The following is a 24,059-nucleotide window of genomic DNA, read 5'->3' as shown; positions in this document are numbered from 1 at the left end:
TGTTCCCGCCGTGCACCCGCCGCCCTAATCGTCAAAGAGCCGCCCGCGCGCGAGCAGCCGCCAGCATTCGGTCATGGTCATGGCGGCAAGCTGCGTGCGCGGCACAAGGGAATCCGCAACCATATATTCGTCGTGGGAGTGGTCGCGCGCGCCGGATGGCCCCATGCCGTCGAGCACAGGACACCCCGCCCGCGCAATGAAATTCGCATCCGACACCCCACCCCGGAAGTCCTCGCCAATGGGAATGCCCAGACGCGCAGCCATAACGCCCGCCACGCCAAACAGCGCCCGGTTCTCGCGCGTTGGCTCCATGGCGGGGCGGCCGCTGCCAAACTCCACGCGGCATACCGTGCCGGGAATGCCGGGCCGCAGCATGGCGTTTTCCAGCGCGGCGCGCAGGGTGTCGCCGTCGGCCTCCTCCATGTAGCGCGCCTCCGCGTACGCCGTGGCCTGCTCGGGCACCACATTAGGCCCCGTGCCGCCCTCAATCACGCCAACATTGACGGAAAGGCCCCGGTATGGCTCGTTCAAGCCCTCCACGGTCACAATGCGGCGGGCCAGTTCCACTATGGCGCTGGGCTTGTGCATGCCCGTTGCGCCGGAGTGCCCCCCCGGCCCGCTGACGCTGAAAGTAAAGGGCATGCGCCCCTTGCGCCCGGTCACGGTCTCGCCAAGCAGGCCGCTGCATTCAAAGACAAAGGCGCACCCGCTGCGCCGCGCCTCCTCCTCAATGCATTCACGCGACCATGGCGAGCCGATTTCCTCGTCCGGATTCAGGACGAAAGTGACGGGCATGTCCCCCAATTCGCCAGCGTCATCAAGGGCCATAAGCGCAAAAAGGGCGGTCACAAGACCGCCCTTCATGTCGATGATGCCCGGACCGATGATATTGCGGCCCTCGCGCCGGAAGCAGTCAAACCCCGCATCCACGGGAAAGACCGTGTCCATGTGCCCCACCAGAAGCACCTGCGGCGTGCGGCTGCCCGCGGCCATCCGGGCTGGACTGCGGCCAAGAACCATGTTCCCGCTGTGGTGGCGGGTGCGGACCTCCACGGCAAAGCCCAGCGCCTCCAACTGTGTGGCGAAGACGCCCGCCACGGCGTTGATGCCGTCATGATTGGCGGAATGGCTGTTCATGCGCACGATGCGTTCAAGGAGCGCCAGCATCTCGCCCTCGCGCTCGGCCACGTTCCGCCGAATCTGTCGAAACACCTCAGCGCGCATCACGTGTCCTCTCCCTCCGTCCGGGCAAAGGCAAAGTGGTCGTCGTCCGCATACAGGTCCGCGTCCGCGTCGGGGTACACGGTCTCCTCGCCGTTCCACGGCTTGCGCAGGCGCAGGCCGCCGTCCTCGGCGCGGCCCACCACGTTGCTGCGGTGCAGGGGAATCTTGCCGCCAGCCGCCGCGATATATCGGGGGATGGCGTCTCCGGAGATGTTGCCGTACATGCTTTCGATGATGTCGCGCCCCTTTTCCACGGGCACGCGCATATGCGTATACTGCGGGTTCCTGTAACTGCAGTTGAAGACGTAATACGGGCGGATATACGAAGCGTGCAGGGTTTCGCACAGCTTCCACATTTTTGGTCTGGAATCGTTAATCCCCCGCAGCAGCACGGCTTGATTCAAAATGGCGCTCACCTGCCCGGAGATGGCCTTGAACGCCGCGCGAGAGACGGGCGTCAGCTCCTGCGCGGTGTTCACCTGCGTCACCACGCGCACCGGGCTTTTGTCATTGGACGCCGCAAGAATGCCAAGAAGCGCTTCGTCCACGCGCTGGGGCGTGGTCACGGGCACGCGGGTGCCAAGGCGCTTCATCTGCACATGGGGGATGTTGTCCAGCTGTTCCAACAGCCACCCCAGCGTTTCATTGGGCAGCATAAAAGCGTCGCCGCCAGTGATGAGCACGTCGCGGATGCGGGGATTGCTGCGGATGTAGTTAAGCGCCTCGGTATACGCCTCGCGCGGGAAGACGCGGTCCGCCTTGCCAATGTGGGCAATGCGCAGGCAGTGCGTACAGTACATGGCGCACATATTGGTCACCTTCACCGCCACCACGCGGGGGTAGAACTGATCAATAAGCCGCGCCGGGGAATGGTCCGACGCCACGGGCGGCAGTTCCACACCCATATTGTCCACCATTTCGGCTGTGGGCACGGCCTGCAGCAGCACCGGGTCGTTGACCACGCCGGGCATAATGAGGCTGGCGTAGTACGGCGTCAGCCGCATGCGGTACTTTTCCGTCACCCGCGTGACCTCGCGGATGGTGGCCTGTGGCAGTTCCACGCACTTGGCCAGCGTATCCACGTCGTTTATGGCGTGGCGTAGCTGGCCGGAAAAGGAGTTCCAGTCATCGTCGCTCATGCCGAGGACGGACCTGATGCGCGCCGCATTCTGTTGCATGCGCTCCCACAGCGCCTCGCCGTCGGGCACAGCCTCCTGCTGGGCAAGATAGGTCTCCACGCGGTCGTTGGCGGCCTCCAGCACATCATAGGCGCGTCCAACCCGTCCGCCGACACTCACGCCGTGCTCATCGCGCTCCGCATGCAGGCGCGCGATGTCCACCAGCGCCTCCCGCGTCAGGCCAAAGGCCTCGTACCCAAGACCGCTGGCGCGCTTCATCTCGCGCAAGGCGGCGAAAAAGGCCACAATGGCCGCCGTGCCCGCGGCCTCGCGCGCCAGCGCATACAGGCGCATCACCGTTTCGCGCTGCTCCGTGGACGGCGCGCCGCCTCCCGCAAGCTTGTCCAAAAAGTCCTTCGTCAGTGCATCCACCGCCGTCTCCTTGGCCTGTATCACGCTTACCTCCAGGTTCTGCTGCCCACGCGGGCCTTAGGCCACACAGCCGCATCCGCCGTCCACCGCCACCGTTTGCGCTATGCGCGCCTTGCCCGCCTCCAGCTCCTCCAGCATGGCGTCCCGCGTCGGCGCGGCCGCCACTACCCGCGCAAGGAAGGTTCCGGGCAGAACCATCATCCCCGCGCCCACATGCTCGCGCACAATGTGCCCGCGCCCGCCATGCTCCGCCACCGAGGCGAACAACTCCCGCTCCGACATAATCTGGGGCGCGGCGTCGTGCGTGGTCACCCCCACGTCCGTCTTGTAATTGTACGTCCCCCACCACAGCGGCGCGCTACGCGTTCCCGCCTCGCCGGGGCGCACCGTCTTCGGCGGAAAGCGCCCATGCAGCACGGCGTGGTATTCCAATTCCGGCAGGTTGGGCGCGCCGGGGGGCAGGTGCTGCTCCAGATACGCGCAAAACTCCATGGTTGTGCCCTGCTTGCGGGGGTTTACCTCAATGAAATAATACTCGCCGCGCTCATCCACGATGTAGTCGCAGCCAAAGATACCCCGAAAGCCCATTTCCCCAAGCCGCCGCCCCACGCGCTCCGTGGCCTCGCGCAGGCTCCGCTGCACATTGGCGGGCAAGATGGAGGGAAAGGTGGAACCGCGAAAGGCGGTGCCGTTTTCAATGGCCATATCCGCCACGCCCGCCACATAGACGTCATCCGGTCCCGCCACCACGCCAAGCACCGTTGGATCAAAGCAGTGCGGCATGTACCGGCAGACGAAATACTGCGCGTCCGCCTCCTCAAACCGCGCCGCGCAATCGGTCACCGTGGCGGCAACCATGCTCGCCCCGCCGCCGGCGGAGTACGCCATGGAGACGAACACGCCCTCGGCGCAATACTCCAGCATATCACCCGCCGCGCGGCACATGGCCTCACGGCCGGAGCACACCCTGTGCTCCACCACGGGCACAATGTCCGCAAAGGCGGCGTACTGCCATGTTTTGTCGTTGATGAGCCGGGTCAGGTCCGCGTCCGGCCCCACAAGGCGCACGCCCCCGGCAAGGCGCACACTCAGCTCCGGACGGCTTTCGAACATCCACACCGGCACCTCGCCCTGCCGCCGCACCAGCTCCGTCAGCAGGCGCAGGACCGCGGCGTCGGCGCAGACTCCGGCGGCAAAGGCCGCGGACGGCACCCGGCGCGCCACATCGCGCCCCAGCACCCACCGCAGCCGCTCCGCAGGTGGATTGACGACCATCACGTCAGTCCACCGATACTCCATCATCATGTCGGGAACGATTGAAATCACACGCACTTCCTGCCCAATACTGCGCCGAAACGCCTGCGCGACGTACGCATTCAGACAGCAGGCCTTTACCTCGCCAACGTAGACGACGTAGTAGACCCCATCTTCAAGACGGACAAACTGGCGGTACATATGCGCCCCTTCGCTTGATGGCGGTGTATGCCATAAAGTGTTGTCCCTATTTCCCAAAAAACGCAAGACTTCATCGCACACTGCATGAAAGAATGAAGAAATTCACAGATCACTACAAAACTTACGACAAAATTTGCCATTTTTCTTAAGTTTTGGTAACGAACGATGAATAATCACAAATGGTCTTTGCTAACAGGTTGTTATCACAACTGCGCTGACGTCCCTGACATCAGGGAAGGTCGATACCACCACACGGCAGCCTCCACCCCGGGGGCCACCGAGTCCACACCTCATCCGGCAGGAGGCGACACATGCGGAAATGGTTCATGCTTACCTTCACCCTGTGCCTGGGAGTCTTCCTCATGGGCACCATGCCCACGGGCGCAGCAGCCAAGACCACCTTCATCACCATTGGCACCGGCGGCATCACCGGCGTCTACTACCCCACCGGCGGCGCCATCGCCCGCATCGTCAACAAAAAGAAAGACGAATACGGCATCCGCTGCACCGTGGAATCCACGGGCGGCTCCGTGTTTAACGTCAACGCCATTATGGCGGGCGATTTGGAATTCGGCATTGTGCAGTCCGACAGGCAGTATCAGGCCATGAAGGGCATGGCCGAATGGAAGGACAGCGGACCGCAGCGCGACCTGCGCGCCGTGTTCAGCATCCATCCCGAGTCCGTCACGCTGGTGGCCGCAGAGGATGCGGGCATCACCACCGTGCAGGACCTGAAGGGCAAAATTATCAACATCGGCAACCCCGGTTCCGGCCAGCGCCAAAACGCCATTGACGCGCTGACGGCCCTCGGTTTCGACATTGATAAGGACCTCACCGCCGAGGGCGTCAAAGCCGCCGAGGCTCCCGGCCTGTTGCAGGACGGCCGCATCGACGCCTTCTTCTACACCGTTGGCCACCCCTCCGGCGCCATCAAGGAAGCCACCGCCGGCAAGCGCGCCGTGCGCATCATCGACATCACGGGCGTGGACTCCCTGTTCAGCGAGTACCCCTACTACGCGCCCTCGGACATCCCCATCGAGTTCTACCCCGGTGCCACCAATAAAAAAGACGTGAAGACCTTTGGCGTGAAGGCCACCTTTGTGACCTCCTCCAAGGTCCCCGCCGACGTGGTGTACGCCATCACCAAGGAAGTTTTTGAAAACTTTGAGGAATTCAAAAAACTGCACCCCGCATACAAGGTGCTGACCAAGCGCGGCATGCTTCAGGGCCTGTCCGCTCCCATCCATCCCGGCGCCATGCGCTACTATCAGGAAGCCGGGCTGATGTAGCTTCCACGCGCGCCGGACCGGCCAAGGCCGGTCCGGCGCGCTCCCTCGCCTTTCGTTACAGACGCCCGCGCGGCGTCCCGGTCCCCGGTCATCCCCGCATGGCGGACGACTGTCCTCCGCAACCCGCAGCCTAGGAGTGCAGCCACGCATGCCACACGCACCGCGCCACCAGACTGAACACGACCCCGACATCAAAGGTGTGGAGTACGCCAAGCGCCTTGCCGAAGCCGAACACGGCCTGCAAAGCGACAGCTACGGCGTCACGCGCGCTCTGACCATTGGCATTGCGGTGCTGTGGTCCCTGTTCCAGCTGTCCACGGCCAGTTGGCTTATTCTGGATACGCTCTATATCCGGGCCTTTCACCTCGGCTTCGCCATAGTGCTGGTGTATCTGAATATTCCCATGTTCAAGTTCACGCCCAACTGGCGGCCGGACTTGCGGTTCTTCCTCGCCATGCACCGCGTGACCATTCTGGACTACATCCTCGCCCTTTTTGCGGCGCTGGCCGCGCTGTACATCTTTTTGGACTATGACGGCATATCCATGCGCTACGGCGCGCCCACCACGCGCGACCTTGTCTTCGGCATCCTGCTGGTGGCGCTGCTGCTTGAGGGGACGCGGCGCGTCATCGGTCCGGCCCTGCCCGTCATCGCGCTTCTCTTCATCATCTACGCCTTTCTCGGGCCGTACATGCCCGATGTTATCGCCTTCAAGGGCGTGTCCCTAAACCGCTTCATCGGGCAGATGACCATGTCGTCCGAGGGCATATACGGCATCCCCCTCGACGTCTCCGCCACCATCGTGTTCCTCTTCGTCCTCTTTGGCACCATGCTGGAGAAGGCCGGAGCCGGACACTTTTTCATTCAGCTAGCCCTGTGCCTGCTGGGCGGCTTCAAAGGCGGACCGGCCAAGGCCGCCATCCTCGGGTCCGGACTCACCGGCATGGTGTCCGGCTCATCCATTGCCAACATCGTCACCACCGGCACCTTCACCATCCCCATGATGAAAAAAGTCGGCTACCCCGGCACCAAGGCCGGGGCTATTGAGGTAGCCGCCTCAACAGACGGTCAGCTGGCCCCGCCCATCATGGGCGCGGCGGCCTTCATCATCGCGGAGTACGTCAACGTGCCGTACATTGAGGTCGTCAAGGCGGCGGCGGTTCCGGCCTTTGTCTCCTACGCGGCGCTCATCTACATTTCGCACATCGAGGCCAGCAAGCTGGGGCTTCAGGGCATCCCGCGCGCCGAGCTTCCACGCTTTGTGCCCACGCTTCTCGCCGGGCTGCATTTTCTGCTGCCGCTGGCCATGCTGCTGTATGAACTGATTATCCTGCGGCACTCTCCCGAGCTTGCCGCGTTCCGCGCCATCATCGTGCTGACGGTCATCATGCTGGTGCAGCGTCCCATCCGCGCCCGCATAAGCGGCAAGCCCATGCGCCCCGCCTTTGGACAAGGCATACGCGACATCGTACTCGCCATGGCCGACGGCGCGCGCAACATGGCGGGCGTGGCCATGGCCACCGCCGCGGCGGGCATCATCGTGGGCGTTGTGGCCCTTGGCCTTGGCGGCCTTATCACGCAGGTCATCGACCAGCTTTCCGGTGGCAACATCTTCCTGATGCTCGTCATCACCGCCGCCGCCAGCCTGCTCATCGGCATGGGTCTGCCCACCACGGCGACCTACATCGTCATGGCGTCCCTCACCGCGCCAGCCATCGTCACCCTTGGCGCAACGCAGGACTTCATCGTTCCGCTTATGGCGGCGCATCTGTTCTGCTTCTACTTCGGCATTCTCGCCGACGATACGCCGCCCGTGGGCCTTGCCGCCTACGCCGCGGCGGCCATTGCCGAGTCGCCACCCATTCCCACAGGCATTCAGGGCTTCCTCTACGACATACGCACAGCCATTTTGCCCTTTATGTTCATCTTCAACCACGACCTCATCCTCCACAATGTGGATAGCTGGCTGCAAGGTGGACTCATCTTCCTTATGGCCTGCGTGGGCAACTTTGCCTTTGCCTCGGCAACGCAGGGGTGGTTCATCACGCGCAATAAGCTCTGGGAAGTCCCCATTCTGCTCAGCATCACCCTCATCATGATGCGCCCGGACCTCATCGCCCAGCTAACCGGCATCCCGCACGACCAGCGCTACTGGGTCTACCCCGCCGGGCTGATCATTTGGGGCGCGGTGTGGATGATGCAACGCATGCGCACGCAGTCCGGCACCCCGCATACCGCAGCGGCATGACCGCCAACACAGGAGCACACTCATGCCCACACGTACCATCGTTAAAAAGATGTTCCAGTGCGAAGTCTGCGGCGAGACCTTCAGCAAAAGCTACCGCGAGTGCCCCAAATGCGGCAGCGAGGACTTTGTGGGCTACAAGATGGTCAACCCCATCTCACGTCTGCCCATGGAACACATTCTGACCGTGGTGGCGCATCTGTCATGGCTCCTCGGGACCATCGGGTGCATCACCTTCCTCTGGCAAACGGACAGCCCAAACGATGAAATCAACCTGCTGTTCATCCTCGGCGGGTGCGGCTTTCTCCTCTTCTCGCTCATCCTCTCCATTGCGCTCTTCGGCCTTGCCGAGCTCATCGGGCGCACCATACGCATTCAGCGCCGCGTCAAGGCCTTCGTCAAAAACTACCACGTGCCAACGGAATAACCCCTCACGCAACGCAAAACCGGCCAGACGCCTTCACGTCCGGCCGGTTTTTTTGTTGCGTCATCATCCTGATGGGCTACGATTGAAGAATCCGTGCTCAGCACCATGCAAAGCCCAAGGAGGCCCTATGAGCTCCAATCGTGCCCCCCACATAAGCCGCCGCCGATTTTTCAAGCTGGCGGCAACAGCCACGGCCCTCACCGGAGCAGGACTGCTGCCCGCCGCCTTCGCCCACGCCGGGCACCACATGGCCAAAGACAAAGGCTACCGCCACATGCCCATGCATTTCATGGCCGCGCACCACGGCATGGCGCATCAACTGCCCTACCCCGTCAGCGCCCTTGAACCCATCATCTCCGCCAAGACCGTGGCCTATCACTACGGCAAGCACACCCTCGGCTACTACAAAAAGACCGCCCGCTTCATCAGCGGGACGCCCTATCAGGACATGTCGCTCACCCAAATCATCACCGCCACATCCGGCCGCGCCGACCGAAAAGCCATCTTCAACAACGCCGCGCAGGCATGGAACCACACCTTCTACTGGCGCGGCCTCGCCCCCCTCGGCGGCGGCCGCCCCGGCAACACCCTCTCCGCCGCCATAGAGGCCTCCTTCGGCTCCTTCGGGCGCTTGCGCGAACGCTTCGTCACACAGGCCGCCAGCGTCTTCGGCAGCGGCTGGGTCTGGCTGGTGGATACTGGCAGCGGCCTCGACATCATCGGCACACAAAACGCCGACACCCCCATCACCATGGGACACGTGCCGCTCTTCGTCGTGGACGTGTGGGAACACGCCTACTACCTCGACTACCAAAACCGCAGAAAAGCCTACGTGCAAGCCATCCTCGACAGACTCGTGGACTGGTACGAAGTCACCCGCCGCTACGAAAACGGCGCCGCCTGACGGGTGCGCGTGGATGGGCCGGGTCGTTATGCCGGGGTCAAGAGGATGCCTCCGGCGGTTTAAGGGGTGCGACCCCTTAAAAATCCCGAGGTTTTCGGGCTGGAAGCCAGCCCGAAAAAGGGGGTGGGTGGCCTTTTCCTCCACGTTGGGGGAGTTGCCCGTGTGGGGGTGGCACCAACGCCGGGGCCTGATAGAGACCGCGTGTCCGGAACGCATTCCTGGCGTATAAATGGGATCGTTAAGGGCCCACGGCCCTTAACCCTGCGGAGCAATTTCTTTGTGCCGGGCCGGGTCGTTATGCCGGGGGCAAGAGGATGCCTCCGGCGGTTTAAGGGGTGCGACCCCTTAAAAATCCCGAGGTTTTCGAGCTGGAAGCCAGCCCGAAAAAAGGGTTGGGTGGCCGTTTCTTCACGTTGGGGGAGTTGCCCGCGTGGGCGTGGCACCAACGCCGGGGCCAGATAGAGACCGCGTGTCCGGAACGCATTACTGGCGTATAAAAGGGATTGTTAAGGGCCCACGGCCCTTAACCCTGCGGAGCAATTTCCCCTCTCCCCGTCCGCCTCTTCCTCCCGAAAAAAGAAAAAGGCCGACGAATCCATCGTCGGCCTTTTCTTTTGTCCAAGGGGCGCGCCCGGCTTAGGGCAACACGGCGTCACGGTCGATGATGCCCATGATGTTGTAGACGAGCTGCGCGGCGGTGAAGTCGCAGGCGTGCATGTCGCGGATGGGGGCGAGTTCGACGACGTCGAAGCCGAGAACGCGGCGTCCGCGAATGGCCATGCGCAACAGCTGCATGGCTTGATGCCACATAATGCCGCCGGGCACGGGGGTGCCTGTGGCGGGCATGATGGAGGTATCAAGGCCATCCACATCGAAGGTGACGTAAATTTTGTCGGGGAATCCTTCGGGGAGCAGCGCGCGGGGGAAGGGCATGGTACCGAGTTCCCAGCCGTCGATGTGGCCTATGCCTTGCTCGCGGCGGTACTCGACTTCCTCTTCGCACAGGGCGCGAACACCAAGCTGGAAAAGGGGCAGTCCGAGGTCGGCCACGGCGCGGCGCATAACGCAGGCGTGGCTGTAGGGCGACCCTTCGTAGCTGTCGCGCAGGTCGGCGTGGGCGTCGAACTGCACAATGCCAAAGGTGCCGTGCTCCTCGGCAAGGGTGCGCAGCGCGCCGAGGGTGACGGTGTGCTCGCCGCCAAGGACGACGGGCATGCCGTTATGGCCGCGCACGGTCTTCACGGCGTCGGCGATGCGGTCCATAACGGTCTTTGCCGCGCCGGAGCACTCGACGGCGTCGTGCGTGACGATACCACGGCGGGCGGGCACGGAAAAGCCGTCCCACATTTCCAGTTGGTCCGAGGCCTCAAGAATGGCCTGTGGCCCGTCAACGGTCCCGCCGCCATAGGAGACGGTCTTTTCGTAGGGAACGGGGATGATATGAAACAGGCTCTCGCCCGGAGCGGTGGGTTCCAGGTCTGTGGCCATAAAATCAGGATAAAGTCCGCTCAACGGCTCTGCTCCTTGTTTCGCTGGTCGATATGGTCGTTGGCGTTTGGGGCGGCGAAAATGAAAAAGCGCCGCCCATGCCCGCGCCTGAACGCAAAACGGTCAGGACAGGCGGGTCTTGTAGTCCTCGTACCCGAACTCGCGCACGACCTCCAGCGTCCCGTCCGTGCGCCGCAGGGCGATGGAGGGCAGCTTAAGGCCGTTGAAGGTGTTGGTCTTCACCATGCTGTAGTGGGCCATATCCGTAAATATGAGCCTGTCACCGGGGCGCAGCGGGCGGTCGAAGGAGTACTCGCCTATCACGTCGCCCGCAAGGCAGGAATGCCCGGCAAGGCGGCACGTCCACGCCTTTTCCGCAGGCTGACCGGAACCGATGACGTCTGGACGGTACGGCATCTCCAACACATCGGGCATATGCGCGGCGGCGGAGGCATCGAGAATGGCGACGGGCATATCCGCGTTGATGACGTCCAGCACCGTGGCGACGAGGAAACCGGTATCCAGCGCCACGGCTTCGCCGGGTTCAAGATAGACGCCAACGCCGTAGCGCTCGCGCACGCCGTTGATGAGGCGGCACAGCAGGTCCACGTCGTAATCCTCGCGCGTGATGTGGTGCCCACCGCCCATGTTCAGCCACTTCATGCCGTGCAGATGCGGACCGAATGAAGCCTCAAACGCCGCAAGGGTGCGATCCAGCGAATCCGCATTCTGCTCACACAGCGTGTGAAAATGCAGACCGGAGATGCCGCCAAGGGCGTCCGGCTCAAAATCACGCAGACGCACGCCAAGGCGCGAGCCGGGGGAGCACGGGTCATAGATGGGCACAGCGCCCTCGGAGTGCTCCGGATTCACGCGGATGGCGCACTCAATGGGTACGGGCGCGGCGGCCACCAACGGCTTGAAGCGCCGGTACTGAGCAAAGGAGTTGAAGGAAATATGATCGCACAGGGTGACCAGCTCGCGCATATCCGCTTCGGAATAGGCGGCGGCAAAGGCGTGCACCTCGCGCCCGAATTCCTCGCGGCCAAGGCGCGCCTCGTGCGGGGAGCTGGCGCAGACGCCATGCAGCGCGTCCCGCAACAGCGGAAACGCGCTGAACATGGCAAACCCCTTGAGGGCCAACAGAATCTTGGCCCCTGTCCGGCGCTGGACGGTGTCCAGCACCGACAGGTTGCGGCGCAGGAGCGCCTCGTCCACCACAAAGCATGGCGTGGCGGGGACGCGCTCCAACGCGGCTAGGAGATGATCTCTTTCCATGGCAGGCCGTGTGTATTCAGCATATCCATGAACGGGTCGGGGTCGAACTCTTCCATGTTGAAGACGCCCTCGCCCTTCCACTTGCCGGTCAACATCATGGCCGCGCCAATCATGGCGGGCACGCCCGTGGTGTACGACACGGCCTGCGACTTCACCTCGCGGTAGGCGTCCTGATGGTCGCAGATGTTGTACACGTAGACCTGCTTTTCCTTGCCGTCCTTCACACCGCGCATCAGGCAGCCGATGCAGGTGCGGCCCTTGGTGTCCGGGCCGAGGGAAGCCGGGTCCGGCAGCAGCGTCTTAAGGAATTGCAACGGCACGATTTCGCAGCCGTTGTGCTCCACGGCGTCGATGCGGGTCATGCCGATGTTCTCCAGCACTTCCAGATGCTTCAGGTAGTTGTCGGAGAAGGTCATCCAGAAGCGGGCGCGACGGATGCCGCGCAGGTTCTGCACCAGCGACTCCAGCTCCTCGTGGTACATGAGGTAGCACTTCTTGGGGCCAATGCCCTCGGGGAAGTCATAGGACATGGACCAGGACAGCGGATCGGTCTCCACCCATTCGCCGCGCTCCCAGTAGCGGCCACGCGCGGTCACTTCACGGATATTGATTTCCGGATTGAAGTTGGTGGCAAAATGCTTGCCATGGTCGCCCGCGTTGCAGTCGATGATGTCCAGCTGGTGGATTTCATCAAAGTGGTGCTTCTGGGCATAAGCGCAGAAGACGTTGGTCACGCCGGGGTCGAAGCCACTGCCAAGAAGCGCCATCAGGCCCTTTTCGCGGAAGCGGTCCTGATAGGCCCACTGCCACTTGTATTCAAACTTGGCCTCGTCCAGCGGCTCATAATTGGCCGTGTCGAGGTAGTGGACGCCGGTCTCAAGGCAGGCGTCCATGATATTCAGGTCCTGATACGGCAGGGCCACGTTCAATACGAGGTCCGGCTTAAAGTCGTTGATCAGCGCCACCATCTCGGGGACGTTGTCCGCGTCCACCTGTGCGGTGCGGATGGGGCGGGGAAGCTGCGCAGCAATGGCGTCACATTTGGAGACGGTGCGGCTGGCAAGACATATTTCGTGAAACACTTCGGGAAGCTGCGCGCATTTGTGAGCCACAACCTGACCCACACCGCCAGCGCCGACGATGAGTACTCTGGACATCCTTGTGTCCCTCCTTGTCAAAAGGGATTGTGCTATCGCAAGCCGTTCAGATAGGTCGATCCTCTCAGGCCCTGTTCAAAGGCCTTCATGATGGCGTATCTGTCCTGAGGGGTAATGCGCCCCTCCCGGATGCCACGCTCCGCCACGTTGCGGAAGCGCTCCAGGACCATCTTCGGATCATACTCGACGTAGGACAGCACGTCAGCCACGGAATCTCCATCGAGCTCCCGCACGAAGTCAAACGAACCGTCCTCATTGATATGGATGGAGGCGACGTTGGTGTCGCCAAAAAGGTTATGCAGGTCGCCCAGCGTCTCCTGATACGCGCCGACGAGGAAGGCGCCCATGTAATAAGGCTCGCCCTTGCGCAGGTCGTGCACGTCCAGCGTGCGTCGGACGCCGCGTTCGTCGATAAAGCGGTCCAGCTTGCCGTCGCAGTCACAGGTAATGTCCGCCAGCACCACCTTTTCGGTGGGCTGTTCGTCCATACGGTGCACAGGCATGACCGGGAACAGATGGTCAATGGCCCACGAATCCGGCAGAGACTGGAAAATGCTCATATTCGCGTAGTAGATGCTGGCCAGTGAATCCTGAATGCCCGCCAGTTCCTTGGTGGGGCGCTTCACCTCGTCCACGCGCGCGGCAATTTCCTTGATGATGGCCCAGAACAGGGATTCCGCAACGGAGCGCTCGCGCAGGGAGCAGGTGCCCATGCGGAACATCTGGCGGATTTCATCGCGGTAAAAAATGGCGTCGTTGTAGCACTCCTGCAGGTTCTTGAGCGAGATGGAGCGGTAGACCTCAAGCAGGTTCTCCGTCGGCTCGGGGCAGTCCTCGGGCAGGTCGATGGGGATGGCCCGGTCCTCAAGGCGACTGGCGTCCAAAATCTCAAACAACAGCACGGAGTAGTACGCCACCGTAGCGCGGCCGGACTCCGTAATGATGTGCGGATGCGCAATGTCACGCTCATCCAGAATGCTCATCACGGTTTCCACCACGTCGGCGCAGTATTCGCCAAGGGTGTAGTTGCGGCTGGACAGGAAGTTTGTGTGCGAGCCGTCGTAGTCCACGGCAAGCCCGCCGCCAAGGTCCAGATAGCCCATGGCCGCGCCTTCATCCACCAGCCCGGCATAGACCCGGCAGGCCTCGCGCAGGGCGTTTCGGATGTCGCGGATATTCGGAATCTGCGAGCCAAGGTGGAAGTGCAGCAGGTGCATGCAGTCCAGCATGTCGTGCTTTCGCAGCTCGTCCACCACGTCAACGACCTCGGCCGTGGACAGGCCAAAGATGGACAGGTCGCCGCCGGACTCGGTCCAGTGCCCACCGGCGCGGGCCGCCAGCTTGATGCGGATGCCCATGCGCGGCCGGATGCCCAGCGCGCGCGAACGCTCCAGAATAAGCGCCAGCTCACTCGGCATTTCAAGGACGAGGATGCAGTTATAGCCCATCTTGTTGGCATAAAGGGCAAGGTCCACGAATTCGCGGTCCTTGTAGCCATTGCAGACGATGCAGGCCTCGCGGTCATGCAGGTAGGACAGCGCGGCGATGAGTTCGGGCTTGCTGCCCACCTCAAGGCCATGGTGATGCGGCTCGCCGTATTCGGTGATGCGCTCCACCACCTGCTCCTGCTGGTTCACCTTGATGGGGTACACGCCACGGAATTCGCCTTGGTATTCAAGGTCGCGCATGGCGTGGTTAAAGCAGTCGTGCAGGACGGAAATTTGGGAATCGAGAATATTTTCGATGCGCAGAAGCACGGGCAGGTCCATGCCCCGCTCCTTAAGGCCCTTGATGACCTCGGGGATGGAGACGGCCGGGCCGCGTTCTGCAAACGGGGTGATGACGGCGTCGCCGGAGTCGGACACACCAAAGTACCCACTGCCCCAGTTATTGACGCCATACAGGTCGGCGGAACACGTTGCGTTCCACTGCTCAAGCACGGGTTTCTTTGCCATATCGCAGCACCCTCCTTACCCATCGGAACTTTTCGGGGAAAAGCCGCACAGGGTGGCTGTTCGCGCCAGTGTTACACTGCGCCGAAACCGCCGCCCACGCCTGCCCGATATGATGGAGCGCGCCAATTAGTAGATTTTGCGCCACTCGTCAATAGCTCACCAATACTTAGGGAAATTTTCCAAACTTCCCTTACCCCAAACAGTGTATCCCTTCCACAAAAAAGAGCCTGATCTATACGCCACAAAACCCCGCATAGCGTGAAAATCCGCTCCCATCCGCCCGCTTGGCCGATTTTTCACGATGCACGGTTGCCAACCGCGCGCCTTGGCAGTATCACCACGTACTGCACATACAGCCGTCACAGACCACGAAAACGGCAAAGGATTCATCATGACACAGACACACGGCTATGCAATAGGCATCGATACCGGCGGCACCTACACGGACGCCATTCTTCTGGACCGCGCGTCCGGTGACGTTGTCGCCTCCGCCAAGACACCGACCACACACAAAAATCTCAGTATCGGCCTGTCGTCCGCCCTGTCCCGCGTCATGCGCGAAAGCGCCACTCCGCCCCAGCTGGTGGATGTGGTCGCCGTGTCCACCACCCTCGCCACCAACGCCGTGGTGGAAGACAAAGGCGCACGCGTGGGGCTGTTCGTCATCGGCATGACCAAGGCCTTCGACCTGCCCGTCGTCTCCGTGCAATACGCCGCCGGAGGGCACTCCATCGTCGGCAAGGAGGAAGCCCCCCTCGACGTGGAAGCCATCGTCGATGGCGTGGGCAATCTGCGCGGCCATGTGGACGCCTACGCCGTCAGCGCGGCCATGAGCTACGCCAATCCCACGCATGAGCAGGTGGCCGCCAAAGCCATCGAACTGGTGGACCCCAAGCCCGTCTTCTGCTCCCACGAGGTCAGCGGCAAGGCAGGCATGAAGGAGCGCGCCGCCACAACTGTGCTCAACGCCCGCCTTATGCCCGTCATGCAGGAATTCATCGACGGCGTCAGCGCCGCCCTTGCAGAACACGGCCTCACCTGTCCGGTACGCATCGTGCGCGGCAACGGCGCGCCCATGACGCTAGACAGCGCCCTGCGCCGCGCGGCCGAGACCTTCGCCAGCGGTCCCGCCGCCACTGCCCATTACGGCATGGCCTTCGCCCCCGGCGACGACGCCCTCATCGTGGACGTTGGCGGCACCACCACAGACGTCACCCTCATCCGCGCAGGCCAGCCCACCATCAAAAAGGGCGGCAGCCGCATAGGGCAATGGGAAACGCACGTCGAAGCCGTGGAAATGTTCACCGTGGGCATCGGCGGAGACTCGCAGGTCCGCACCACAGCGGCGGGGTCCATCGCCGTTGGACCAGCACGCGTTTTGCCCGTTTGCATGGCCACAAACGTCCCGGCTCCCGAGTCGTGGTTGGACACTGGCGACGCCTCGCGCCTCATCACCATGGACCAAGCGCCGGAGCCGGACGTCATCGCCGCCGACCCCATTTTGACAATTCTCAGCGGCGCCGGGCCCATGTCTGCCGCATCCCTCATGCGTGCCACGGGCCTTAGCGAAATTGCGCTGTCCGCGCACCTGCAGCGCCTTGTCCGCGCCCAGCAGGTGGCGGAAATCGGCTTCACCCCAACGGACGCCCTGCACGTGCTCGGTCGCCTGAGCATCGGCGACACCGCGCAGGCCAAGGCCGCGGCAGAGGTTCTCGCCCGCCGTCACGGCATGGACGCCGAGGCCTTTTGCGAAGCAGTCATAACCACAGCCCAGCGCAAGATTGAAAACGCCCTGCTCGACCATGTGGTGCGCAAGGAAGTTGGCGGAAGCATGGCCGAATTCATCGCCCGCAAGGACTCCATGTCCCTTGTCCGCTTCAGCGCCGCCCTCAACGTGCCCATCGTCGGCATTGGCGCAGCCGCCCGGATGTTGCTGCCCGAAGTGGCGCAGCGCCTTGGCGCGCCCATCCATTTCCCGGATCATTTTGAAGTCGGCAACGCCCTTGGCGCGGCCCTTATCGGCACCAAGGCCGACCAGTAAACCGCGCGGCGGCCATGCCCGCCCGTGCACACCGTCACAGGCCACAGCGCCGACAACACGCCAACGGAGGTATTCATGTTCGACCGCAAGCCCACAAGTTTCGAGTCCTGCCTTGAGGCCGCGAGCGAAAACCCCGAGACCGAAGTCGTCCACGGCTGGATTTTCAAGGACGGCACGTGGCAGACTCACGGCTGGTGCGAGTTCGCGGACAGGGTCATCGACCTCACCGAGTCCAGCCACTCCATGCCCAAGTTCGACTACTACGTAAAGTTTAAGGTCTCGCCGGAGCGCACCCGCCGCTACACGCGCCTGAACTTCTTTGAGCGCATGGCCGCAGAAGGACACGTCGGCCCCTTTGATAAAGAATTCTTCTTTGCCGACACCAGCGACGAGGACCCGCTCACCGTCATCGCCGCCAAAGCCTAAAACGAAACGCCCCGGCAGGAACCCGCCGGGGCGTTTTTCATACTGGCTTTTTTAGCCCTTGGCGCTAGCCCGTCACCCGGGCCAGCATACGCATAATGCGCACTTCCGCTTCGCCGTCCATATACTGCGCGGCGTCGCGCTCAAAGTCCTTGAGCGGCTTCGAGACCGCGTGCTCGTCCAGCGCCGCCTGCGAGGCAAACTGCTCATAAAACTGAAACAGCGCCGGGTCGGCAACGTCCTGATGCACGCTGTACAGGATGAGGCCGTTTTGCCCCTCGCAATCCTGCACAAGCTGCTGCACCATACTTTTCAGCATCTCTTCCTGTCCGGGCAGCGCGCGAAACCGCGCGCTGACAACGACCATATCTGTATGCATTCCTTCTCCTGGCCGTAAGGTTCTTACGGCGCGTTATACGGCATATTTTAGGGAGCGGCAGGGAAGCTGGCCATATTCGGAGCCATCGCCTTGCCGAGCCAGCTTACGGTCTCGCCCAAATTCCGCATGTTTGCAAGCGCTTCGGCGTCGCCCTGCACTTCGCCCTTTTCCAGGCCGTAGCCAAGGTTCCAATACGTGGAGCCGGGCACAATCATGCGCGACATCTGGTACATATGGTTAATGGTATCAAACACATGGATACCGCCGCCCCGGCGCACAGCAACCACCGCTGCGCCAATCTTGCCCGCAAACAGGCCGCCATTGGCCAGCGCCACGAATCCGGAGCGGTCCAGCAGCGCCTTGGTCTCCGCGCTCACATCAGAAAAATACGTCGGCGAACCAATAATTATGGCGTCCGCCTTCACCATCTTATCCATCACGTCGTTGAACGCGTCGTTGTCCACCACACAGTGGCCGTCCTGCTTTTCCCAGCACTTGCCACACGCCATACAGCCGCGGATTTTCTTCCCACCCAGCTGCACAAACTCCGTCTCCCAGCCAGCCTTTTCCAGCGGCTCAAGCGCAGTGCGAAGCAAATTCTCCGTGTTCCCGCCCTTGCGAGGGCTTCCATTAATAGCAACAACGTACATACCAAGACTCCTTTATTCGCAGTAGCGCCGCATGTCGCGGCATGTCACAGGACCATCTTGCCGCACACACAGGAACCCTGCGTAACAGGCCGCTTCACAGTCCGTTTTGAACACCATTTCATATGCCAATACGCGTCGCGAAGACCTCTGGGGCATATGCACGACACTCTATTGCACACGAAGACTTTTGCGCAAGTACGGTCTTTTTTGTCATGTACTATCATGGAGGATACCATGCGGGTGGTGTACTCGAAGAAGGCCCAAAAAGAGGGAAGAAGAGGAAAAGGGGAGATTTGCCTCCGGCGGGTTAAGGGCCGCGGGCCCTTAACAATCCCATTTATACGCCAGTGATGCGTTCCGGACACGCGGCCTCTATCAGGCCCCTGCAACGGTACCACACCCACACGGGCAACTGTCCCAACGTGGAGAAAAAGGCCACCCGCCCCCTTTTTCGGGCTGGCTTCCAGCCCGAAAACCTCGGGATTTTTAAGGGGTCGCACCCCTTAAACCGCCGGAGGCATCCTCTTGACCCCGGCATAACGACCCGGCCCGGCATTAAAAACTTGCCTCCGGCGGGTTAAGGGCCGTGGGCCCTTAACGATCCCATTTATACGCCAGCAATGCGTTCCGGACACGCGGCCTCTATCAGCCCCCAGCAACGGCGCCACACCCACACGGGCAACTGTCCCAACGTGGAGGAAAAGGCCACCCCCTTTTTCGGGCTGGCTTCCAGCCCGAAAACCTCGGGATTTTTAAGGGGTCGCACCCCTTAAACCGCCGGAGGCATCCTCTTGACCCCGGCATAACGACCCGGCCCATCCACGCGCACCCCACCCGCACGGCGTCGCACGGCGCACAACGCGCGAGACACAAGGCACAAAAAAAGGCTGCACCTTGGTGGTGCAGCCTTTGATTTGCGTGGCGGAGCCGACGAGACTCGAACTCGCGGCCTCTGGCGTGACAGGCCAGCGTTATAACCGACTTAACTACGGCTCCGCATTTGAGACAACGCCTCGCGTCGTCTGAGGAGACAATGGCGAATTTTGCCCGGTATGTCAACGCAAAACAGCGAATTTCGCCCGATTTTCTCACCTCCTGAAGCGGCACAATGCGGTGTAATTTTGCATGGTAAGACGATGGTAGACTGCGGAGGATGAGAGCAACGCAGGTGCAGGAAAAGCGTCCATACACCGCAGGAGATCCATGACCACACAAGGCGAGGTGGATGACTGTGGAATACGCGAACACACTGCGACGTACAGAGCAAAAGATGGACGACCTTGATACGGCACTACAATTCGCCTATGGTCTTAGGAACTCCCAAAAGGGCGGAAACACTTTATAACACGGCACAATACAGACGGAACACAATGATAGCGATTGCCACATTACTGCTTATTCTCATCGTATCGATGATCCTCACGCGCATGGCGAGCCTAGCGCTCACTCACACGGGCCTATCGCGTCAGGCCGCGAAATTTCAGGCACGGTCGGCATTTACTGGTGTTGGATTCACCACGTCGGAGTCCGAAAAGGTGGTCAATCACCCTGTGCGGCGGCGCATTTTGCTTCTGCTGATGCTGCTGGGCAATGCGGGTGTGGCGACGGCGATTGTCACGCTGCTTATCGGCTTCATCAATGTGCAAAATACCGGGTCGCTGTGGCTACGGGCGGGGCTACTGATTGTTGGCCTTGCCGCACTGCTGGCGCTGACCACCAGCCAACGGTTCGACAGGCTCCTATCGCGCATCGTTTTCCGGGCAATGAAGCGCTACACGGCGCTTAACGTCCGCGACTATGCCGCACTGCTGCACCTGACGGGCGACTACTCCATTGGGGAGGTCTTCGTACAGAAACAGGACTGGATGACGAACCGCACTCTTGCCGAACTGCGCTTGCAGGACGAAGGCGTCGTGGTGCTCGCCATCACACGTGCGGACGGTACATTCCTAGGAACGCCGAAGGGCGCCACCACCCTGCGCGCCGCGGATACGCTTGTCGTCTATGGCCGCGCCGGAGCCATCCGCAGTCTGGACGACAGACGCAGCGGCACCGGCGGCGAAATAGCCCACGTGGAGGCCGTTGCCGAACAAAAACAGGAACAACAAAAGGAGCAGGAGCAAGACGTGGAGGGCACGCCGCACAAGGACTGACCGCATCACGTCCCGCCCAGCGTCCGCTTCCTCAAGTCACCTCAGCCAAAACGGAACATATGCAGATTCACAACCTTCCAGATACAGCCACCTCCGACGCCGCGACAGCGCGCAGCAACCGCACGGCGTTTCTCATTGACGCGCAGGACTATTTCCGGGCCGTTGCGGAATCCATCATCAAGGCGGAGCGCTCCGTCATCATTCTCGGCTGGGACATAGACAGCCGCATCCGCCTGCGCGGTGACGACGATATGCGCCTGCACGAACTCCTCAACCACGTGGTCACAGAGCGCCCGGACCTGCACATCCACGTGCTGATATGGGACTTTCCCCTGCCCTACAGCTTTGATCGCGAACCCCTGCAGGAAGTCAACTTCCCCCGCAAAACGCACAAGAACATCCACTTTCACCTTGATGACGAACTCCCGGTCGGCTCGTCGCACCATCAAAAGGTTATCGTGATTGACGACGCGGTGGCCTATGTAGGCGGCATGGACGTGACAGGAGCGCGGTGGGATACACCGGAGCACCAACCGCAGGACCCACGCCGCACCACGCCGGGTGGCGACGAATACGGTCCCTACCACGATATTCAGATGGTAGTTGATGACGAAATGGCAACTCTGCTGGGCAATATGGCCCGAAAGCGCTGGCTGTGGGCCACAGAGGAAGCCCTTTCCCCGCCGCCGTCACCCGCTGGCGACCCATGGCCAGAAAGCGTCACCCCGGCGCTCCGGGACCATGTGCTCGCCATGGCGCTGACGCTGCCGCCCTACAAAGGCCGCCGGGCGCGGCGCGAGATTGAAGCGCTCTATCTGGACAATATCGCCAAGGCCCAGCAGCGCATCTACATCGAGAATCAGTACTTCACCTCCGCCAGCATCCGCGACGCCATCGCCAAGCGCCTTGCCGAAGCAAACGGCCCGGACATCCTCATCGTCATTAACGAGATGCCCACAGGCCTTCTGGAGCAGCTCGTCATGGAGCCGCTACAATCCGACGTCTTCGATGCGCTCTACGAGCAGGACACGCACGGCCGCCTTGCGGTCTACTGCCCCTATGCGGACAAAAATTTCCAGACCTCCGTCAAGGTCCACGCCAAGCTGCTGCTAATTGACGACGCTTTCGTCACTGTCGGCTCCGCCAACCTCAACGACCGCTCCATGGGGCTGGACTCCGAATGCAACCTTGCCCTGCGGCAAGCTGACGGGGACGCCGCTTCGCTTCGGGACCTGCGCCGCCACCTCATCGCCCACCATCTTGGCGTGAGCGATGAAGAATACGCCAACGAAGAGGAACGCTCCGGTATGCTGGAGGCCGTCAAAGCCCTCCAATCACGCAAGGGCCGCCTGCTTCCCGAACCAGAAAGCCGCTACTCCGCGCCGCTGCCCGTGGACCCAGAGCTTGCGCGACCGCTGGACTCCCCACACCCCGCGCTGTACGACTCCATCCTTGACGAGTACTCCGGGCCGGACAACTCGCAGAAGAGCTTTGCCCGAATACTCGCCTTCAGCGCCATGCTCGCCGCCTTCGTCCTCCTCGCCGTTCTGTGGCGGTACACTCCGCTCTCGCGCTACGTAACGCCGGACGCACTCCTGCACTGGGCGGCGCACATTCGCGAGCTGCCCCTCGCGCCGCTGCTTGCGCCGCTGGCCTTCGTTTTTGGCGGGCTCGTCATGTTCCCGGTGACGCTGCTCATCGTCCTCACCGCCAGCATCTTTTCGCCTGCGGAATCCTTTGCCATCTCCACCGCCGGGTGTCTGCTGTCCGCCTTCACGGTCTATTCCATTGGCGAATACCTCGGGCACGACTCCGTGCGCCAGCTTGCAGGCTCGCGCATCAACGCCCTCAGCCAGCAGCTAGGCAAGCATGGTCTTGCGTCCATCGTGGTCGTGCGCATTTTGCCCGTGGCCCCCTTCTCCATTATCAACCTTGTTGCCGGAGCATCGCACATCAAGCGGCGCGTCTTCCTTACCGGCACCGTCCTTGGCATGATTCCCGGCATCATCGGTATGACGCTCTTCGGCGGCCAACTCATGAACGCCATCCGCAACCCCGGTCCCATGACCTTTGGGGTGCTGGGCGCCATCATTGCCCTCGTCATCGGCCTTGGCATGCTTCTGCGCCGCCGCCTCAGGCGCGTCAAAGCCGATCTCGACGCCAAACCAAGCGGGGATCAATCGTGACCAGCCCCGGCGCCCAGCATCTGCGCGTTGCCACCTACAACATTCACAGTTGGCAAGGCGCAGACAACACAGCCGACCCGCAACGCATTCTCCGCGTCATCACGGCCCTTAACGCCGACGTCATCGCCCTGCAGGAGGTCGTCTCACCCAATGCGGCAGGCGTCCCCTGCTCGCTTACGGAGCTCGCTCAGGAGCTTGGCTATCACGCCATTTTCGGCCAGACCATGCTTCGCCCCGACACGCGCTACGGCAACGCACTCCTCAGCCGCCAGAAGCCGCAAATCGTCAAGCATCACTCCCTTGCCATTCACGGACGCGAACCGCGCGGCGTCATTGAAGCCACGTTCGCCTTCGCCGGAACCGTGCGCATCTTCGCGACGCATCTCGGCCTCAGCGCCAGAGAGCGCAGCGCCCAATTCACCAAGTTGTACACGCTCTTTCAACGCGGCGCGCCAGAGGTCAACATCCTGCTGGGCGACCTCAACGACTGGTTTCCCCTCAGCCCCCTTCGGCGGCGGCTCCGCCTCGCCTTCGGCCACGCCCCAGCCCCCCGCACCTTCCCCGCACGCTGCCCGCTTTTCGCCCTCGACCGCATCCACGTCACCCCCGCAGGGCGACTGCGCCATCTCGCCCGCCACAACACCCCAGAAGCCAAGGTCGCTTCCGATCATTTGCCGCTGGTTGCTGATATTCAGGTGGAAGAATCGTAAGGGATGAAAGAGCGAAGCTATTGCGGAAGAGGAAGATGCCTCCGGCGGCTTTAGCTCTTAGTCCGTTCGGCCTGGAAAGGGCGAAGGGGCTTAGAGATAAAGATAGCAGAGCTGGTTAAGGGCCGTGGGCCCTTAACAATCCCATTTATACGCCAGTGATGCGTGCCAGACACGCGGCCTCTATCAGGCCCCCGCAACGGCGCCACGTCCACGCGGGCAACTCCCCCAACGCGAGGAAAAAGCCACCCAACCCTTTTTTCGGGCTGGCTTCCAGCCCGAAAACCTCGGGATTTTTAAGGGGGCGCACCCCTTAAACCGCCGGAGGCATCCTCTTGACCCCGGCATAACGATCCGGCCCGGCACAAAGAAGATGCTCCGCAGGGTTAAGGGCCGTGGGCCCTTAACTATCCCATTTATACGCCAGTGATGCGTACCAGACACGCGGCCTCTATCAGGCCCCCGCAACGGCGCCACGTCCACGCGGGCAACTCCCCCAACGCGAGGAAAAAGCCTCCCACCCCTTTTTTCGGGCTGGCTTCCAGCCC

General features: G+C 62.1%; 18 protein-coding genes and 1 tRNA gene. 9 read left to right on the top strand and 10 right to left on the bottom strand.

From position 1 onward, the window contains the following. Positions 1–24: 24 nt before the first annotated feature. The 3 genes from ACI3L3_RS11500 to ACI3L3_RS11490 are packed head-to-tail and all read right to left on the bottom strand — an operon-like array spanning position 25 to position 4,229. Entirely contained in the window at positions 25–1,224 is a 1,200-nt protein-coding gene (locus ACI3L3_RS11500) for a M20 family metallopeptidase (RefSeq protein ID WP_404845583.1), read from the bottom strand. After that, on the bottom strand, positions 1,224–2,798 hold the full coding sequence (locus ACI3L3_RS11495) for a KamA family radical SAM protein (protein ID WP_404845270.1): 1,575 nt from the start codon (positions 2,796–2,798) through the stop codon (positions 1,224–1,226). The genes ACI3L3_RS11500 and ACI3L3_RS11495 overlap by 1 nt, the downstream gene beginning before the upstream one ends. A 33-nt stretch (positions 2,799–2,831) precedes the next feature. Beyond that, complete coding sequence (locus ACI3L3_RS11490) at positions 2,832–4,229, bottom strand: ATP-grasp domain-containing protein (protein ID WP_404845269.1); 1,398 nt, start codon at positions 4,227–4,229, stop codon at positions 2,832–2,834. A 311-nt stretch (positions 4,230–4,540) separates the two neighbouring features. On the opposite strand from ACI3L3_RS11490, the gene ACI3L3_RS11485 reads away from it, so the two are divergent. The 4 genes from ACI3L3_RS11485 to ACI3L3_RS11470 all read left to right on the top strand — a co-directional run bounded on the left by ACI3L3_RS11485 (position 4,541) and on the right by ACI3L3_RS11470 (position 9,094). Next, positions 4,541–5,518 carry a TAXI family TRAP transporter solute-binding subunit gene (locus ACI3L3_RS11485; RefSeq protein WP_404845268.1) on the top strand — a complete coding sequence of 326 codons (978 nt, stop codon included), beginning with the start codon at positions 4,541–4,543 and terminating at the stop codon, positions 5,516–5,518. Positions 5,519–5,666: 148 nt separating this feature from the next. Continuing rightward, the gene (locus tag ACI3L3_RS11480; RefSeq protein ID WP_404845267.1) at positions 5,667–7,766 is read left to right on the top strand and encodes a TRAP transporter permease; all 2,100 of its coding nucleotides are present in this window, start codon (positions 5,667–5,669) and stop codon (positions 7,764–7,766) included. Between the two features lie 22 nt (positions 7,767–7,788). Next, positions 7,789–8,190: a hypothetical protein gene (locus tag ACI3L3_RS11475; protein WP_404845266.1), complete on the top strand. Its 402-nt coding sequence runs from the start codon at positions 7,789–7,791 to the stop codon at positions 8,188–8,190. A 127-nt stretch (positions 8,191–8,317) separates the two neighbouring features. Beyond that, the gene (locus ACI3L3_RS11470) at positions 8,318–9,094 is read left to right on the top strand and encodes a superoxide dismutase (protein WP_404845265.1); all 777 of its coding nucleotides are present in this window, start codon (positions 8,318–8,320) and stop codon (positions 9,092–9,094) included. 636 nt (positions 9,095–9,730) lie between these two features. Here the strand turns inward: ACI3L3_RS11470 and speB are convergent. The 4 genes from speB to speA form a co-directional block, all read right to left on the bottom strand. Beyond that, positions 9,731–10,582 (bottom strand): agmatinase, encoded by an 852-nt coding sequence (gene speB, locus ACI3L3_RS11465; RefSeq protein ID WP_404845582.1) that lies wholly within the window; start codon positions 10,580–10,582, stop codon positions 9,731–9,733. A 123-nt stretch (positions 10,583–10,705) separates the two neighbouring features. Continuing rightward, complete coding sequence (gene nspC, locus ACI3L3_RS11460) at positions 10,706–11,860, bottom strand: carboxynorspermidine decarboxylase (RefSeq protein ID WP_404845264.1); 1,155 nt, start codon at positions 11,858–11,860, stop codon at positions 10,706–10,708. After that, positions 11,839–13,017 (bottom strand): saccharopine dehydrogenase family protein, encoded by a 1,179-nt coding sequence (locus ACI3L3_RS11455; protein WP_404845263.1) that lies wholly within the window; start codon positions 13,015–13,017, stop codon positions 11,839–11,841. The genes nspC and ACI3L3_RS11455 overlap by 22 nt, the downstream gene beginning before the upstream one ends. 32 nt (positions 13,018–13,049) lie before the next feature. Next, on the bottom strand, positions 13,050–14,972 hold the full coding sequence (gene speA / locus ACI3L3_RS11450) for a biosynthetic arginine decarboxylase (RefSeq protein ID WP_404845262.1): 1,923 nt from the start codon (positions 14,970–14,972) through the stop codon (positions 13,050–13,052). Between the two features lie 391 nt (positions 14,973–15,363). On the opposite strand from speA, the gene ACI3L3_RS11445 reads away from it, so the two are divergent. Together ACI3L3_RS11445 and ACI3L3_RS11440 are read left to right on the top strand one after the other, a co-directional pair. Beyond that, a complete protein-coding gene (locus tag ACI3L3_RS11445; protein WP_404845261.1) occupies positions 15,364–17,013 on the top strand; it encodes a hydantoinase/oxoprolinase N-terminal domain-containing protein in 1,650 nt (549 codons plus the stop codon). 75 nt (positions 17,014–17,088) lie between these two features. Then, positions 17,089–17,439 carry a hypothetical protein gene (locus ACI3L3_RS11440; RefSeq protein ID WP_404845260.1) on the top strand — a complete coding sequence of 117 codons (351 nt, stop codon included), beginning with the start codon at positions 17,089–17,091 and terminating at the stop codon, positions 17,437–17,439. 64 nt (positions 17,440–17,503) lie between these two features. Here the strand turns inward: ACI3L3_RS11440 and ACI3L3_RS11435 are convergent, their stop codons facing one another. The 3 genes from ACI3L3_RS11435 to ACI3L3_RS11425 all read right to left on the bottom strand — a co-directional run bounded on the left by ACI3L3_RS11435 (position 17,504) and on the right by ACI3L3_RS11425 (position 19,461). Beyond that, on the bottom strand, positions 17,504–17,815 hold the full coding sequence (locus tag ACI3L3_RS11435; RefSeq protein WP_404845259.1) for a putative quinol monooxygenase: 312 nt from the start codon (positions 17,813–17,815) through the stop codon (positions 17,504–17,506). A gap of 47 nt (positions 17,816–17,862) precedes the next feature. Next, a complete protein-coding gene (locus tag ACI3L3_RS11430; protein WP_404845258.1) occupies positions 17,863–18,465 on the bottom strand; it encodes a flavodoxin family protein in 603 nt (200 codons plus the stop codon). Positions 18,466–19,384: 919 nt separating this feature from the next. Further along, positions 19,385–19,461 (bottom strand) — tRNA-Asp (locus tag ACI3L3_RS11425). 374 nt (positions 19,462–19,835) lie between these two features. Here ACI3L3_RS11425 and ACI3L3_RS11420 point away from each other — a divergent pair. From ACI3L3_RS11420 to ACI3L3_RS11410, 3 genes are read left to right on the top strand one after another with little or no spacing between them, the layout of a single operon-like run. Beyond that, positions 19,836–20,618, top strand: a complete 783-nt coding sequence (locus tag ACI3L3_RS11420; protein WP_404845257.1) for a TrkA C-terminal domain-containing protein — start codon at positions 19,836–19,838, stop codon at positions 20,616–20,618. 59 nt (positions 20,619–20,677) lie between these two features. Beyond that, entirely contained in the window at positions 20,678–22,804 is a 2,127-nt protein-coding gene (locus ACI3L3_RS11415; protein ID WP_404845256.1) for a VTT domain-containing protein, read from the top strand. After that, complete coding sequence (locus ACI3L3_RS11410; RefSeq protein ID WP_404845255.1) at positions 22,801–23,514, top strand: endonuclease/exonuclease/phosphatase family protein; 714 nt, start codon at positions 22,801–22,803, stop codon at positions 23,512–23,514. Before ACI3L3_RS11415 ends, ACI3L3_RS11410 begins: the two co-directional genes overlap by 4 nt. The last annotated feature ends 545 nt before the right edge of the window (positions 23,515–24,059 follow it).

Source organism: Desulfobaculum sp. SPO524 (assembly GCF_044987625.1).
Taxonomy (GTDB): Bacteria; Desulfobacterota; Desulfovibrionia; order Desulfovibrionales; family Desulfovibrionaceae; genus Desulfobaculum.
The sequence above is the reverse complement of the archived record's forward strand: the minus strand, read 5'-3'. Positions and strand labels throughout refer to the sequence as shown.